The organism is Aminobacter sp. UC22_36 (assembly GCF_044056035.1).
Classification (GTDB): domain Bacteria; phylum Pseudomonadota; class Alphaproteobacteria; order Rhizobiales; family Rhizobiaceae; genus Aminobacter.
This window is the reverse complement of sequence record NZ_CP171996.1, coordinates 4108468-4123590: the sequence shown is the minus strand read 5'-3', so window position 1 is coordinate 4123590 and position 15123 is coordinate 4108468. Positions and strand designations below refer to the sequence as shown.

The following is a 15123-nucleotide window of genomic DNA, read 5'->3' as shown; positions in this document are numbered from 1 at the left end:
TGAAGATACTCGCTATCGGGAGGTTAGTTTAATGAGTGACGCTCACACAGTGCGCCTGGAGCCCGTCGGCGTCGAGTTCGAGGTCGAGAACGGGGAGACGGTGCTGAACGCGGCGTTTCGCCAAGGCATTGCGCTGCCGCATGGCTGCAAGGAAGGACAGTGCTCAGCCTGCAAATGCGTGCTGCTCGACGGCGAAGTCGACATGCTCAAATACTCGACCTTCGCGCTGAACGACATGGAGAAGGACACCGGCCACATCCTGCTGTGCCGGGCGATCGCCTACTCCGACATGGAAGTCGAACTTCTCAACTATGACGAGGAGGTTCTGGCGAAATCGATTGCCGTGAAAACATTCGCGGGTCGGATCTCTCATATCGAGCGGCTGACCCATGACATTCGCGGCATCGAGATCGAGCTCGGCTCCCCGATAAAGTTCTGGGCGGGGCAATATGTCGACATCACGGTCACCACGGAAAAAGGGGAGACGATTACGCGCTCGTTCTCCATGGCAAATACGCCGGACCAAACCCAAAAACTTTCCTTCATCATCAAGAAATACCCCGAAGGAAAGTTCTCCGGAGAGCTCGACTCCGGAGGCATCAAGGTCGGAGCCGAGGTCACCGTCGTCGGACCCTATGGAACCTGCTTTCGGCGGGAAGAGCGCGAAGGACCTCTAGTCCTGGTTGGCGCCGGCTCCGGCATGTCGCCGGTCTGGTCGATCCTCAATGATCACCTCAAGAGCGGCGAAAGGCGACCGGTCTACTTCTTCTACGGCGCCCGTACACCCGACGACCTGTTCTATCTCGACAGGATCGCCGAACTCGTCGGCCAGCATGCAGATGTCAATTTCATCCCGGTTCTCTCGCACGTCAACGGTGAGGCGTGGGATGGCGAGCGTGGCTTCGTGCACGAGAGCGTTGACGCCAAGCTCAAGCAACTCGCGGTCGACGGACAGGGCGATGTCTATGCCTGCGGCCCGCCGCCGATGATCGATGCGCTGCAGCCGGTCCTGTTCATGAACGGCTTCGAACTGGAGCGCATTTTCTTCGACAAGTTCACCACATCGTCCGGCGGCACATCGGCTCACTGAGCCGGACCGGAACCGGACAATACCAGAGCAACTGCAACAAGGGAGTGAGACCATGCCAGCAACTTCGAGTTCAGTGGGATCGGGGGCCGCCGGGGCGGCGATCTTCGCCGACTCCGACAGCCGGAAGTACCGGTACTTCGACCCCAAAGGCCAGCGCGCCACCCACTACGAGGACGTCACCGTCGACGTTCAGCCCGATCCTGAGCGCTACCTGATCCAGGACTGGATCATCTCCTTCTCCAATGGCAAGGGCGCCTACATCAAGGACAACACGGCTGCACAGAGTTCCAACTGGCATGCCTTCCGTGCGCCCGACCAGGAATGGGAGCGCACGCATTACCAGCGCCAGTCCAAGATAGAGACGATGGTCCAGAGCGTCATCACCAACGCTCGCAGGGCTGGCGCACCGAAAACCTTCGACAAGGTCTGGGTCAAGATCCTGCAGGCGCATCTGGGTGCCTGGAAGCATGCCGAGTTCGGCCTCGGCACGTCGCTGATGCAGGCACAGCGCTACGGCTACACCCAGATGATCAACAACGCGACGCTGACCAACTCGTCCTACAAGCTGCGCCTCGCCCAAGACATCACGCTCTACCTTGCCGAGATCGGCATGGACATCGCCGGTTGGGATGATGAGCTCGGCAAGAAGCACTGGCTCGAGGACGGCATCTGGCAGGGAACGCGTGAGGCGATCGAAACCATTATGGGAGCGACCGACTATCTCGAGCAGTACTTCGCCATCAACATCATCTTCGAGCCGTTGGTCGGCGAACTCTTTCGTTCCGGCTTCCTCATGCAAGCGGCTGCCGCCAACCACGACTTCATCACGCCGCCGGTGATTTCGGCGGCGGAAGCCGACTACGAGCGCAATCTCGCGAACACGATCGACCTCATCTACCTCTTGGCCAACGACGAAAAGCACGGCGCGGCCAACAAGAAGCTCTTCCAGGGCTGGGTCAAGAAGCACAGCGCGCTCGCCGACAAGGCAGCCATCGGCCTTCAGCCGATCTGGTCGATGCCGCATTCCAAGCCGATTTCCTTCGCGGACGTTCGTGCCCAGTCCGAGGAACGGATTGGCCAGATCCTCGGCGAACTCGGCCTCAAGCGCTGAACAAGGAGCAATTGCCATGTCAACTGCAGCACGCGACGCCTCACAGTCCAACATCTTCAAGTCGATGAAGGACATCACCTTCGAGCAGACGATCTCGCATCAGTGCGGGGTTACGATGAACGACTCCGTCGAAGCGCGGGCGATTGCCGAGTTCATGGGCAAGAAGCCCGGGGTCACAGTCACCTACCAGCCGGCGATGATCCGCATCGACGGCAACGGCAAGCTGATCTTCAAGATGGACGAAATCGGCGAATATCTCGGCCGCGAGATGACGGCCGAAATCTTCGAGGTCAACACCTCCACCCACTACGGCCGGATGGTTCGCATCGACGACAACGAGGTCATCCTGTTCGGCGATATGGACGAGGTCTTCGAATACATCTGAGGAAACGCGGCAGATCCGGCGCGCCAGGCACTGGCGCGCCGGCCCGATCAACGCGACTTTTGCGGAGGCAGCAATGTTCATCACACCTGAAGGCAAGGAAATCTTCGTCGTCGACGGCCACACCCACTTCTGGGATGGCAGCCCGGAAAATCAGCGCAACATCCACGGCAAGCAGTTCGTCGAGTGCTTCTACGCATATCACACGGCGCTCAGCCCGAAGGAACAGCTGTGGGAGAAGAGCAAGTTCGAGAAGTACAGCGCCGATGACCTCTACCGCGACCTGTTCATCGACGGTCCGGATGACGTCGCCATCGTGCAGTCGACCTACCTCAAGGACTTCTACAAGAATGGCTTCAACACCGTCGAGCGCAATTCGGAAATGGCCAAGCGCTATCCTGAGCGCTTCATCGTCAACGGCTCCTTCGATCCGCGCGATGGCGAAAAGGCGCTCGAATACATCCACTTCATGAAGGAGACCTACGACATCAAGGGCGTGAAGATGTACACAGCCGAGTGGAACGGCGCCTCCAAGGGATGGCGGCTCAACGACCCCGAGGCCTACAAATGCTTCGAGCTCTGCGAGAAGCTTGGCATCAAGAACATCCATGTCCACAAGGGGCCGACAATCATCCCGCTCAACAAGGATGCGTTCGACGTCCATGACGTCGACTACGCGGCGACCGATTTCCAGAACCTGAACTGGATCGTCGAACATTGCGGCCTGCCGCGCCTCGATGATTTCTGCTGGATCGCCGTGCAGGAGACCAATGTCTATGGCGGCCTCGCCGTGGCGTTGCCCTTCATCCACTCGCGCCCGCGCTATTTCGCCGAGGTCATTTCCGAACTGCTGTTCTGGGCCGGCCCGGAGAAGATTCTGTTCGGCTCCGACTACGCGATCTGGACGCCGCGCTGGCTGGTCGAGAAGTTCTGGGCCTTCGAACTGCCGGAAGACATCAAGAAGGAACGGGGCGTCGACCTCACGCCTGAGATCAAGGAGAAGATCCTTGGCCTGAACGCGGCCCGGCTCTACGACATCGACATCGAGGCCAAGAAGGCGGCCTTCGCTCGTTCTCCGTTCAGCATCGCAGCGGAGTAGGGGCCATGGCAACCGCCGGCGTTTCGATCAGCCGCGAGGAGGAACTCCGGCGGCTTCTCGCACAGGTGAACGATCCTGAACTCGACGAACCCGTCACCGAGATGGGGTTCGTCGAGCGGGCCGAGGTCAAGGGCGACGGCAGCGTGGAGGTCGACTTCCGCCTGCCGACCTACTGGTGCTCACCCAACTTCGCCTATCTCATGCTCGACGGCATCCGTAAGGCGCTCGACGGGCTCTCGTGGTCGCCGGCCTATCGCGTCTGGCTGCACGACCACATGTTCGCCGACGAGGTCAATCGTGGCATCGAGGCCGGCAAGACGTTTGGCCAGATCTTCGGCGAGCTTTCTGGCGACCAGGATCTCGAAAGCCTGCGCGAGACCTTCAGGATGAAGGCCTTCAAGCGGCGCCAGGAAGCGGTGCTGTGCGGCCTGCGGCAGCACGGCCTGACAGATCGGGAAATCCTCGGCATGGACCTGGCAGCACTCGATGTCGTCCGGTTCGAGCCGGGTGAGGCGGCGAGGCAAAAGCCGCGATACCGCGCAGCGCTGCTCGAGCGTTTTCCCGAGCGGCGGCCTGAGGATCCGGTCTTCGTGACCTGTGAAGGGGCTGGCATCCCGACCTCGGCATTGAGCGCCTATCTCGCGGAACTGCGCGGGGTTCGCATCAACATGGAGTTCAACGGCGCCTTGTGCCGGGGGCTCAAGCACACGCGATACAAGGAAACGGATGTCGTCGACGGTGAACCCACCCTTGTCGATTTCATCCTGGATCGGATTCCGGACAAGGCACGGACAACCCAACCGACGCTGACCTGAGACAACGGCCTCCCTCGCACGAGGCCCCTAATCAACAAACCGCCCGTAAGGCGGAAGGAGGAGTCATGCCTAAAATTATGATCCATAATTCCCATGCCCGACGTGCGCTTGCACGCGGCGTGTTCCAACTCGCGGCCGCTGTCGAGCCGACGCTCGGACCGAAAGGCATGAATGCGATGATCGACAGGCCGATCGGCACGCCGATGGTCACCCGTGACGGCGTCAGCATCGCTTCGGAGATCGAACTCCACGATCGTTTCGAGAATATGGGCGCACAGGTGGTGCGCGAAGTTTCGATGCAGACCAACGAAGTCGCTGGCGATGGCACCACAACCGCGATCGTGCTTGCCAATGCGCTGATCCAAAAGGGCGTCGAGGCCAATGAGCGCGGCGCGAAGTCCGTCGACCTGTGCAAGGGCATCGACCTTGCCGTGACGAGGGTCGTCGAAGCGTTGAAGGCTTCGGCCAAGCCGGCCAAGGCCAACGGCAATCTGGCGGCGGTCGCCAATATCGCCGCCACCGACCCCAAACTCGGCGCACTGGTGGCCGAGGCCTACGAGCGCGTGGGCGCCGAAGGCGTCATTACCACCGACTTCAGCGTGACGACGGAGACTACTCTCGAAGTGGTCGAAGGCATGTCCTTCGAGCGCGGCTATCTTTCCCACCACATGGTCACCGACCAGGAGAGGATGGAGGCGGTGCTCGACCGGCCATACATCCTGATGACCGATCTCAAGATCAAGGATCCGGCGGCGCTGGATGCGGTTCGTCGCATTGCCGACGAGGATGGCCGCCCGTTGCTGATCGTGGCGGAAGAAGTGTCACCGGAGGTGGTGATCACGCTGCTCGGCAAGAACGGGCCGGGCAAGTATCTCGTGGTCCACCCGCCGGAATACGGTCACTGGCGCAAGGCGATGCTGGAGGATCTCGCCATCCTCACCGGTGGCAAAGTGATGGCGCGTGACCTTGGAGGACGCCTCGAAGACATCACCGCGGAAGACCTCGGCACGGCCGAGCGTGTCAAGACCAGTGCAAGTTATACTTCGGTCATCCGCGGCGGCGGCGACATTGCAGCGATCGCGGCACGGCGCGCCCAGGTGCAGCGCCAATACGAGGCGGCTCCGCCTAATATCGAACAGGACAAGCTGCGCGAACGTCTGGCAAAACTCTCCGGCGGCACGGCCGTGCTCTATGCCGGCGGCGTAACCCCGGTCGAGCAGAAGCGAACCATCCAGCTGATCGAGGATTCCCTGCACGCCGTCAGAGCGGCCTCCGAAGAGGGCGTCGTTGCAGGTGGCGGCTCTGCACTCGCGCAGATCGCGCCGGTGCTCGACGAGGTGCTCGCTGCGGTGGAAGGCGATGTCGCCGAGGGCGTGCGCCTGGTCAAGTCGATCCTGACGCGACCACTTTGGCGCATCGTCGCCAATGCCGGCGGCGACCCGGAAGCTGTCGTGGCGGAGGTGTCGCGGGTCAATGGCGGATACGGTTACAACGCCGCCCTCGGCAAATTCCAGAACATGTACGAAGCAGGGATCATCGATCCGGTCCGGGTCACCTACACGGCGCTCAAGAATGCCGCGTCGGTCGCCGTGCTTATCCTGACGACGGAAACGCTCGTCGGCGACATAGCCGAGAACGAAGACCCGACAGCCGGCCCGGCGCTGGGCGGCGGCGCCGAAAATCTCGGCCGCGCGTAGGCGCTTATCGAAGGCAAACGATCACGAGGTCCTCGTGATCGGTCGGCCCAACAGAAAAAGACGGCCGATCCGGCAAATCAACCCAGGGAGTGGAAAGTGAACAAATACGTCTGCGAATTCATCGGTACCTTCGCGCTGGTCTTCTTCGGCTGCGCGACCATTCTATTCATGCGCTCTGAAGTCGGGCTACTCGGCGTGGCGCTTGCCTTCGGCCTGTCGGTTGTGGCGATGGCCTATTCGATCGGCCCTATTTCCGGCGCACACCTCAACCCTGCCGTCAGCCTTGGCTTTCTGGTCTCCGGGTGTCTCGGCACGGGTGATTTTGTCGGCTACGTCATCGCCCAGTGTTTCGGGGCGATCGTCGCCGCCGGCGTTCTCTATGTCATCGCGCAGGGCAAGGTCTCCGGCTTCGACGTGGCGGCGAACGGCTTTGCCCAGAACGGCTGGTCAGCCTATTCCGTTGTCTCGGCCTTTTTGTTCGAACTGGTGGCAACGTTCCTGTTCGTCACAGTGATCCTGAACGCAACGTCGCAGGGCAGTGCCGGACCGGTTGCCGGACTGGCGATCGGGCTGACGTTGGTGGCGATCCATCTCGCCGGCATCGTGGTCTCAGGCGCCTCGGTCAATCCAGCCCGTTCGCTCGGGCCGGCGCTGTTTGCCGGCGGTACCGCAATGTCGCAGCTATGGCTTTACATCGTTGCCCCGTGCCTTGGCGCGGCCGCAGCTGGCCTCCTGCTGCGCAACCGCGCCATTCTTATCGGCGACACTACCGCTCAAGCCGCCTGAGAGCGTGCGGCTACGCGCCGCTTTTCCCCCGCCCCATGGCTCACGCCATGGGGTTCTTTTTGCCGACACGGATTGGACTGACAGTCAGACGAAGCCGCGGCGAATGCCGAACTGGTCGAGCTTGCGGTACAGCGTGGGGCGCGAAATGCCGAGCCTCTGCGCAACGCGGCTGAGGTTGCCGCCCTCGGCTGCCAGCGCGGATAGGACTGCCTGACGCTCGGCGTCCTCGAAACTGATGACCGGCACTGCAGTTGATTCCGCGATTTTCGCAGGCATTTCAGGCTTCAGAGGCGAGGCTATCTCCTCGGGCAGGTCCGCAACCTCCACCAGGTTGCCACGCGAAAGCACATGCAGCCGTTCGACCAGGTTGCGCAGCTCACGTACGTTGCCGGGCCATTGATAGGCCTGCAATGCTTCAAACGCGGGGTCGGAGAATTCCAGAAGCGTGCCGCCGATCCGGTCGGCAATCCTGCGATTGAAGTGGTCGAGCAGCAAGAGCAAGTCGTCACCGCGCTCGCGCAGGGGCGGCACATGTATGGATACGGTGCCTATGCGGTAGTAGAGGTCGCGCCGGAAGCGGCCGGCGGCGACCTCCTGCTTGAGGTCGCGATTTGTCGAAGCGATCAGGCGCACGTCCACCGGGCGGCCGCGGCTATCACCGAGGCGGTGGACAACCCGTTCCTCCAGAACGCGCAGCAGGAAGGGCTGGATCTCCAGCGGCATCTCGCCGATTTCGTCGAGGCTGAGCACGCCGCCATTGGCCAGTTCGAAGACGCCCGGCTTGCCCTCGCGGCTGGCGCCGGTGAAAGCGCCGGCGACGTGGCCGAACAATTCGCTGCCGAACAGTTCCCTTGTGATGGCGCCGCAGTTCAAGGCGACGAACGGGTCGTTGGGTGTGCGTCGGCAGCCGGCGTGGACCAGGCGCGCGAACAACTCCTTGCCGACACCGGTCTCTCCCTCGATCAGCACCGAGGTGACTTCCTTCGATTGCGCAACGCGGCAAGCGACGTCGATGGCTGCCAGCAGCGCATCGCTCTCCCCGACGATCTCTGCCGCGGCTTCGCGCAGGTGAAGTGCTGCCGGTCGTGAGGGATGTATGCGGCGCGCAATCCTGCCCGATGGAAAGACAAGAGCTGCGCCGCGAAGATCGCCGTCGAGATTGAGCGGGCTGATATTGCATGCCTGCAGGCCTTGGGGCAGGGCGTTGGCCAGCGCCGCGACGGTGTCCGCCTCTGGAAATTGCAGGCGCCAACCCCGGCCTTGTGGCAATTGCTCATGGAGCGGATTGCCGGCGGCGTAGTCCGGCAGATTGTTGCAATAAATCGTGCGGCCGCGTCGATCGACGATCATCAGGCCGTCGGAACGGCGGTAGTGCGGAGCGGAAGCGATAAACGCTTCGAGCAGCCGCGTGCGCTCGGCATTCTGATGGTCGGCAAGAGCCTTTTCGATTTCGCGGGCGGCTGCGGTGACAAGCGCCGTGTTGTGGGGGCGGAAGATGTCGGGGTGGCCGGAAAGGTCGACCACGCCGATGACTGTTCCGTCGTACGGGTCGCGGATCGGCGAGCCGGCACAGGTCCACGATTTTATGCCTGCGCAAAAGTGCTCGGCGGCATGAACGAAGACGGGCTCGCCCGTCCACAGTGCCGTGCCGATGCCGTTGGTGCCGACGACGTCCTCGGTCCATTTGCCGCCAATGGCGAGGTGGATATCCATGCCATCATGCATGGTCTTCTTGTCGCCGATTACGTCAATCAGCATTCCGTCGCCATCGGCCAAAACCAGCATCGCGCCTGTCCCGTCGAGAAGACGGCCGATGGTGGCGAACGATCGGCGCGCGGCGGCGAGCAGGTCGTTGTTGACGCGGGTGAGATGTTCGATCTCATCCTTGCCGCTGTTGATGGGAGCTTCACCCTGCTGGGCATTGATCCCGCCAATGGCGCAGCGGCTCCAGGAATCGTGGATCAGTGAACGAACGGGAAAGCGATTGCGTGCGTCGCCGATTTCGCCTGACAGCAACGTCTCCCATGCGCGCATCGTGATGCGCTCGTCATAGTCCGCTCCAACAGGGACTATGCTTCCTGGGCCCGACCTTGAGCGCGAAGGGCGGGCAGCGACCTGGATTTCGTCTTGGCCGGTATCTTTTTTCATCCAGCGATCACATCATGGGCCCCAAGTTGTTGCATGATCTTGTTGCCTGGCATGTCAGGGAAATCCCAACCTGGCACCAATCGTGGCGGCAAGTTGCTCTTCACCGCCATCGCCGGCGATTGCCATGCCGTCCAGTTCGGACAATGCCTCGGCAATGACGCCGTCTAAAGGGGAAAAGAAACCGTTGGCACTGGTGGCGAGAACGAAGACGTCGACGCCATTCCTGACGCGAATTTCTCCAATGTGGTGAAGCTGCTTGCCGGAGGTCTGATCGACTACGATGACGCGCCCGTTGAGGCTTACCCGAACGTGCGGATCAGCCTCGGCGGGCGAGGTGCCTACGGTGACGTGATGGAAGATCAGACCCCGAACCTTAGGCGCCTCGCGCGGAGCTTTGCTGGCGGAATAGGCACCGGAACTGATTTGGTCGGCAAGGCGCGTTATCGTGGCGCGGTTCTGCTCGACCAATCGCTTGATCTGCACATCCTCGCGCCGCGGGCCATCCCGCTTAGAGATGATTTCGACCATGAACCCTCCCAGATTCGTCGGCCTATGGCGCCGGCTGCGCCAGCGCTCGTTCCTCCGTGGCAGAGCGTACAGCAATTGAAACAGCTCTGCCAGAAGCGACTAATATACCCGAATGACACCTGTGAGGTGGTAGAGGGCTGCCGCAGCGTGGATACCTAAGGCATTGTCGTAAAGGGTTAAGACCTTATCGACGACGTCGAAGCGATACGTCGACCGTTCCAAGGAGCGAAGGTTGCCTAGCCGCGCCCTCTTGGGGCAGCCCAAATCGTGGCAATGAACTGCCGACTTGACGGTACTTTTTCTTGCGTGCGGCGTGTTGGAGAACGATTGCTTGGCGGCATGACCGCCGATTGATGTCGAAATCCGATTGGCGGCTTGTCGAAGGTATTAAGGCACTTGCCGTAGTATACACCGACAGGCCGCCTGCGACCGGCCCCAGTTCGGCAACGCGCGCCATGTCGGTAGTAGAGGGTCAGTTCCCACAGAACCCCTATTCGCTCAGTCGGAAATTTCGGATCCTGTCGAACAGCACGGCAAGCACGATGGCGCTGCCGATAAATGTGCCTTGCCAGAAGGCATTGATGCCGAGAAGGCCGAGGCTGTTGCGGATCACTTCGATAAGCGCCGCGCCAATGATGGCACCGAAGGCAGTGCCCACCCCGCCGGCCAGATTGGCGCCACCGATGACGGCGGCTGCAATCACCTGGAGTTCCATGCCGGCGCCAATGTTGGTGGTGACGGCGCCGAGCCAGCCTGTCTGGATGATGCCGGCGATACCAGCTGACAGCGCCGAGATCATATAGACCGCGACCTTGATTTTTCGTACCGGAACGCCGGTCAGAGTCGCTGCGTGCTCATTGCCGCCAATGGCAAAGACGTAGCGGCCAAATCTGGTCCAGCGCAGGACAAAACCGGTGAGCAGCGCCAAAACGATCATGTAGAGCACCGGATTGGCGATGCCGAAGAACCAGGCGCCGCCTCCCAGCGCCAAAAGCTTGTCGTGGTCGGGGCCGAACTGGAAGACAACCGTGTTGTTGGATGCGACCATGGCTAGGCTGCGCGCGATCGACAGCATGCCGAGCGTGACCACGAATGGTGGAAAGTCGAGATAGGCGATCAAAATGCCGTTGAACGCCCCGATCACCAGCGCAGTGCCGATGGCCGCCGCAATGCCGACCTCGATGCTGTATCCGGCATGCATGACCACCGCCAGCACCATGCTGCACAGGCACAGCACCGAACCGACCGAGAGATCGATGCCGCCTGTGATGATGACCAGGGTCATGCCGAGCGCGATGATCGCGACGAAGGTGACGTTTCGGGTGATGTTGTAGAGGTTTTTCGTCGTCGCGAATGAATCGGTAGCGAAGGACAGGAAGATGCAGGCGAGGACGACGGCGATGAGGACCCAGAAGGTCTGGCTGCCGAGAACCGTAGCCAGCCAGCTTTGCTGTTTCTGCGAAATCGTCTGGTCAAGGGTAATAGCCATCGTCGACCTTCGTTTCGTTCCGATGCGACCGGCAGGATTGATTATACCTGTTCGATGGCACCGGTGATAAGCCCCGTCACCTCCTCCGGCGAACTCAAGGCAATCGGCTTGTCGGCAACCTTCCTGCCGCGCCGCATGACGATGACCCGATCGGCCACCGCGAAGACATCAGGCATGCGGTGGCTGATCAGCACGACTGCGATGCCGCGATCGCGCAACTGGCGGATCAGGTTGAGGACTTCCGCCACCTGGCGAACCGAAATCGCCGCCGTCGGCTCATCCATCAGCACGATCTTTGCCTCGGAAAGCATGGTCCGGGCAATGGCTACCGCCTGCCGCTGCCCCCCCGACATCTGCCGTACCAGGTCGCGCGGCCGCGTCTCGGACTTCAGTTCCCTGAAAATCTCGCCTGCCCGCTTGTACATCGTCTTGTAGTCGAGCACGCGCAGCGGTCCGAAGCCGCGGCGCAGCTCGCGCCCAAGGAAGACGTTCGCCGCCGCCGTCAGATTGTTGCACAGTGCGAGATCCTGGTGGACGATCTCGATGCCATGCTGCCGCGCTTCCACCGGGCGATGCATGATCAGTTCGGAACCGTCGAGCCGCATGGTGCCATGGCTCGGCCGAAAATTGCCGGCGATCATCTTGACCAAGGTCGACTTGCCGGCGCCGTTGTCGCCCATCAGGCCGACGACCTGTCCCGCCTCGAGTGAGAACGAAACGTCGTTGACCGCCTGGATGGCGCCGAAATGCTTGGAAATGTTGGCGAGTTCGAGAACTGCCACCAGCCTCTAGCCTCCCGAAACATGCAAGCCTCGCAGCCGTCCCGCAATCGTCTCGGTCTGGCTCTGCGAATTCACGCTCCCAATTTCCTCCCATGAAGCGCCAAGACTGCATTTATGCAAAACGTCTCGACAGCGTCAATCGATTGTCAGGCGAACTCGGCATAAATGTCTCAAAAATCTGTTTTGTCGGACAAATAGCAATTGACGACAACGGCGCGCGGATATTAGCTAAGCATCGGAGGAAGAGCATGCTGATCCTTGTTACCGGTACAACGGGCAAGGTCGGGCAGCACTTCATCGCCGGGCTGCTTGACGATCCGCGATTTTCCAACACTCGCATCCGCGCGCTTTGTCACAACCGCTCATGCGATGAAACCGACCGCGTCGAGATGGCCCGCGGCTCGATCGCCGATCGCGAAGTCGTGGCCAACGCCCTCGTCGGCGTCACCCACGTCGTGCACCTCGCCACATGCAAGGAAACGCCAAGCGACGTCATGGACGTCACAGTCAAGGGACTGTTCTGGCTGCTCGAGGAGTTTCGGCCAAGTCCAACCGCTCAACAGTTCATCCTCATCGGCGGCGACGCCGCGATCGGCCATTTCTACTACCGCAACGATGCGCCACTCACCGAAGCGGCACGGCATCGGGCCTATCCCGGCAGCTATGCGCTGTCGAAGGTTCTCGAAGAGGTCATGCTGGAGCAGTTCGGCATCCAGTACGGCATCAACTGGTGCTGCCTGCGCGCACCCTGGATCATGGAGAAGGACGACTTCCGGTACACGCTGTCCTTCGGTGACGACGTCTTTGGCGGCCCAGCCTGGAAGAAGCTGGTGCCGGAGGCAGACGCCAGGCGCTATGCCAGCGAAGGCACCGTGCCACTGCTGCGTGACGCGGACGGGCAGCCACTGAAACGTAACTTCGTCCACGTCGACGATCTGGTGTCAGCCATCCTGGCCGCGATCGACAATCCGCGCGCCAACCAACAGCTCTTCAACGTCTGCATGGATCGTCCGGTCGATTATGGCGAGGTCGCCGACCATCTCGCCCGAACCCGTCACCTCGGCTCCGTCGACATGCCGAGCCAGTACCACTCGAACTGGATGGACAATGCCAAGGCCAAGTACCTGCTTGGCTGGCAACCCAAATACGACCTGGAAATGCTCATCGACTCGGCCTGGCAATACGAGCGTTCGGAAAATGATCCTCGCACTGTCTGGTATCCGGGTTGATTTCGTCGCGGGCACGCTGTGCCCGCTTGTTCAAAAGGGAGGAAACAATGAGGAAGGCATTATTGCTTGCTACAGCAGTCCTGGCACTCAGTGCTGGAAATGCATTGGCCAAGAAGCAACTCGTCATCGTCGTCAAAGGCCTTGACAACCCGTTCTTCGAAGCAATCAACCAGGGTTGCCAGAAGTGGAACAAGGAAAACGCCAGTTCGGAATATGAATGCTTCTACACTGGCCCGGCGTCGACCTCGGATGAGGCCGGCGAAGCGCAGATCGTCCAAGACATGCTAGGCAAGGCCGATACCGTTGCGATTGCCATTTCGCCTTCGAACGCCAAGCTGATCGCCCAGACGATCAAGACCGCGAACCCCACGGTTCCTGTCATGACGCTGGACGCTGACCTGGCCGCCGAAGACGCGGCATTGCGCAAGACCTATCTCGGCACCGACAACTACCTGATGGGTGCTCGCATCGGCGAGTACATCAAGAAGGCCAAGCCCGATGGCGGCAAGATCTGCACCATCGAAGGCAATCCAGGCGCCGACAACATTCTGCGCCGTGCCCAGGGCATGCGCGACACGCTGACCGGTCAGAAGGGCCTGACCGAATTGAAGGGTGAGGGCGGCTGGACCGAAGTCGCCGGCTGCCCGGTCTTTACCAATGACGACGGTGCCAAGGGCGTCCAGGCGATGACCGATATCCTGGCTGCCAATCCAGACCTCGACGCCTTCGGCATCATGGGCGGCTGGCCGCTGTTTGGCGCACCGCAGCCCTATCGCGACCTGTTCAAGCCGATGGCCGACAAGATCGCCAGCAACGAATTCGTCATCGGCGCTGCCGACACGATCGGCGACGAAGTGGCAATCGCCAGGGAGGGTCTTGTCACTGCGCTGGTAGGCCAGCGGCCGTTCGAAATGGGCTACAAGGCACCAACAGTGATGATCGACCTGATCGAAGGCAAGAAGGTCGAGGATCCGGTCTTCACCGGCCTCGACGAATGCACCAAGGACACGGTCGATACCTGCATTCAGAAGTAGGGGTTGCAGGTCGGAGCGCCCGCTCACCGGCGCTCCGACAAGCCTATGGGGTTGACGTGGAGCGCGGACGGTTCCGCCGCACGCGCCGGCTTTTGCTGCACACCAATCAGAACGGAACTGGTCGAGACGAGATCAACTCGGTCTATGGCAGACGGAACTTCCAAAAGGCCTCAGGAAACGGCCGCCGACCGCCCACCGGCGATGCGCCGCCCCAACGCCGCGCGCATGAGCGGCTCGAGCGTGCACGCCTGGCTCGCCAGCGAGATCGGTCTCAGGATCGTGCGCGGCGACTATCCACCGGGTACCATTCTGCCCAACGAGGCGAAGTGGTCTGAAACCTTCGATGTCAGCCGTTCGGCGGTGCGCGAGGCGATCAAGATGCTGATGGCAAAGAGCCTGCTGGCATCGCGCCCCAAGGTGGGCAGCTGGGTCGAACCGAAGGAGCGCTGGAACCTGCTCGATCGTGATGTGCTGAGCTGGTATGCCGCCTCACCCGACCGCGAAACCTTTCTGCGCACCGTGCAGGAGTTCCGCCACATCATCGAGCCGGAAGCTGCCGCCTTCGCCGCTGAACGCCACAGCGAAGCGCAGATGGACGAGATCAGCCAGAGCTGCCGGGAAATGGGCCAAGCGACATCATTGCAGGAATGCACCCTGGCCGACACCCGCTTCCACCTTGCCATACTGCGTGCATCTGGCAACGACCTTTTGGTGCCGCTGGGTGTGCTGATCGAATCCGCGCTCTACCACCTCTTTGCCTTCGTCACGCGTGAAGGCCAGGACTCGTACGCCCAAAGCCTGCATGAAGCGATCGAGAAGAACATCCGGCTGCGCCGCCCCAAGGCGGCGCGCAACGCGGTGCACAGGCTGCTGGCAAATACCGACGAAGTGATCGCCCGTTCGGGAAGATAGGCGCCTGTCCCAAGCCGGGTT

General features: G+C 61.3%; 14 protein-coding genes. 10 read left to right on the top strand and 4 right to left on the bottom strand.

The annotated features are described in order from the left end of the window. Positions 1 to 31: 31 nt before the first annotated feature. The 7 genes from ACHMW7_RS23595 to ACHMW7_RS23565 all read left to right on the top strand — a co-directional run bounded on the left by ACHMW7_RS23595 (position 32) and on the right by ACHMW7_RS23565 (position 6980). Positions 32 to 1090 (top strand): NADH:ubiquinone reductase (Na(+)-transporting) subunit F, encoded by a 1059-nt coding sequence (locus ACHMW7_RS23595; RefSeq protein ID WP_395447865.1) that lies wholly within the window; start codon positions 32 to 34, stop codon positions 1088 to 1090. Between the two features lie 52 nt (positions 1091 to 1142). Beyond that, complete coding sequence (locus tag ACHMW7_RS23590; protein WP_395447864.1) at positions 1143 to 2201, top strand: aromatic/alkene monooxygenase hydroxylase subunit beta; 1059 nt, start codon at positions 1143 to 1145, stop codon at positions 2199 to 2201. Positions 2202 to 2217: 16 nt separating this feature from the next. Next, positions 2218 to 2586, top strand: coding sequence for an MmoB/DmpM family protein (locus tag ACHMW7_RS23585; RefSeq protein WP_055978152.1), 369 nt, complete (start codon positions 2218 to 2220; stop codon positions 2584 to 2586). 73 nt (positions 2587 to 2659) lie between these two features. After that, positions 2660 to 3682 carry an amidohydrolase family protein gene (locus ACHMW7_RS23580; protein ID WP_395447863.1) on the top strand — a complete coding sequence of 341 codons (1023 nt, stop codon included), beginning with the start codon at positions 2660 to 2662 and terminating at the stop codon, positions 3680 to 3682. 5 nt (positions 3683 to 3687) lie between these two features. After that, on the top strand, positions 3688 to 4497 hold the full coding sequence (locus ACHMW7_RS23575) for an iron-sulfur cluster assembly protein (protein WP_395447862.1): 810 nt from the start codon (positions 3688 to 3690) through the stop codon (positions 4495 to 4497). Between the two features lie 65 nt (positions 4498 to 4562). Further along, positions 4563 to 6194: a molecular chaperone GroEL gene (locus ACHMW7_RS23570; protein ID WP_395447861.1), complete on the top strand. Its 1632-nt coding sequence runs from the start codon at positions 4563 to 4565 to the stop codon at positions 6192 to 6194. A 96-nt stretch (positions 6195 to 6290) separates the two neighbouring features. After that, on the top strand, positions 6291 to 6980 hold the full coding sequence (locus ACHMW7_RS23565) for an aquaporin (protein WP_395447860.1): 690 nt from the start codon (positions 6291 to 6293) through the stop codon (positions 6978 to 6980). An 84-nt stretch (positions 6981 to 7064) separates the two neighbouring features. On the opposite strand, the gene ACHMW7_RS23560 is transcribed toward ACHMW7_RS23565, so the two are convergent. The 4 genes from ACHMW7_RS23560 to ACHMW7_RS23545 all read right to left on the bottom strand — a co-directional run bounded on the left by ACHMW7_RS23560 (position 7065) and on the right by ACHMW7_RS23545 (position 11930). Next, entirely contained in the window at positions 7065 to 9128 is a 2064-nt protein-coding gene (locus ACHMW7_RS23560) for a sigma-54-dependent Fis family transcriptional regulator (RefSeq protein WP_395447859.1), read from the bottom strand. A gap of 54 nt (positions 9129 to 9182) precedes the next feature. Next, positions 9183 to 9656, bottom strand: a complete 474-nt coding sequence (locus ACHMW7_RS23555; protein WP_395447858.1) for a hypothetical protein — start codon at positions 9654 to 9656, stop codon at positions 9183 to 9185. Positions 9657 to 10146: 490 nt separating this feature from the next. After that, positions 10147 to 11145 carry an ABC transporter permease gene (locus tag ACHMW7_RS23550; protein WP_395447857.1) on the bottom strand — a complete coding sequence of 333 codons (999 nt, stop codon included), beginning with the start codon at positions 11143 to 11145 and terminating at the stop codon, positions 10147 to 10149. 41 nt (positions 11146 to 11186) lie between these two features. After that, positions 11187 to 11930: an ATP-binding cassette domain-containing protein gene (locus ACHMW7_RS23545; protein WP_395451420.1), complete on the bottom strand. Its 744-nt coding sequence runs from the start codon at positions 11928 to 11930 to the stop codon at positions 11187 to 11189. Positions 11931 to 12175: 245 nt separating this feature from the next. On the opposite strand from ACHMW7_RS23545, the gene ACHMW7_RS23540 reads away from it, so the two are divergent. The 3 genes from ACHMW7_RS23540 to ACHMW7_RS23530 all read left to right on the top strand — a co-directional run bounded on the left by ACHMW7_RS23540 (position 12176) and on the right by ACHMW7_RS23530 (position 15102). Beyond that, entirely contained in the window at positions 12176 to 13156 is a 981-nt protein-coding gene (locus tag ACHMW7_RS23540; RefSeq protein ID WP_395447856.1) for an NAD-dependent epimerase/dehydratase family protein, read from the top strand. Positions 13157 to 13203: 47 nt separating this feature from the next. Further along, the gene (locus ACHMW7_RS23535; protein WP_395447855.1) at positions 13204 to 14190 is read left to right on the top strand and encodes a substrate-binding domain-containing protein; all 987 of its coding nucleotides are present in this window, start codon (positions 13204 to 13206) and stop codon (positions 14188 to 14190) included. Between the two features lie 144 nt (positions 14191 to 14334). After that, complete coding sequence (locus ACHMW7_RS23530; protein WP_395447854.1) at positions 14335 to 15102, top strand: FadR/GntR family transcriptional regulator; 768 nt, start codon at positions 14335 to 14337, stop codon at positions 15100 to 15102. Positions 15103 to 15123 lie beyond the last annotated feature (21 nt).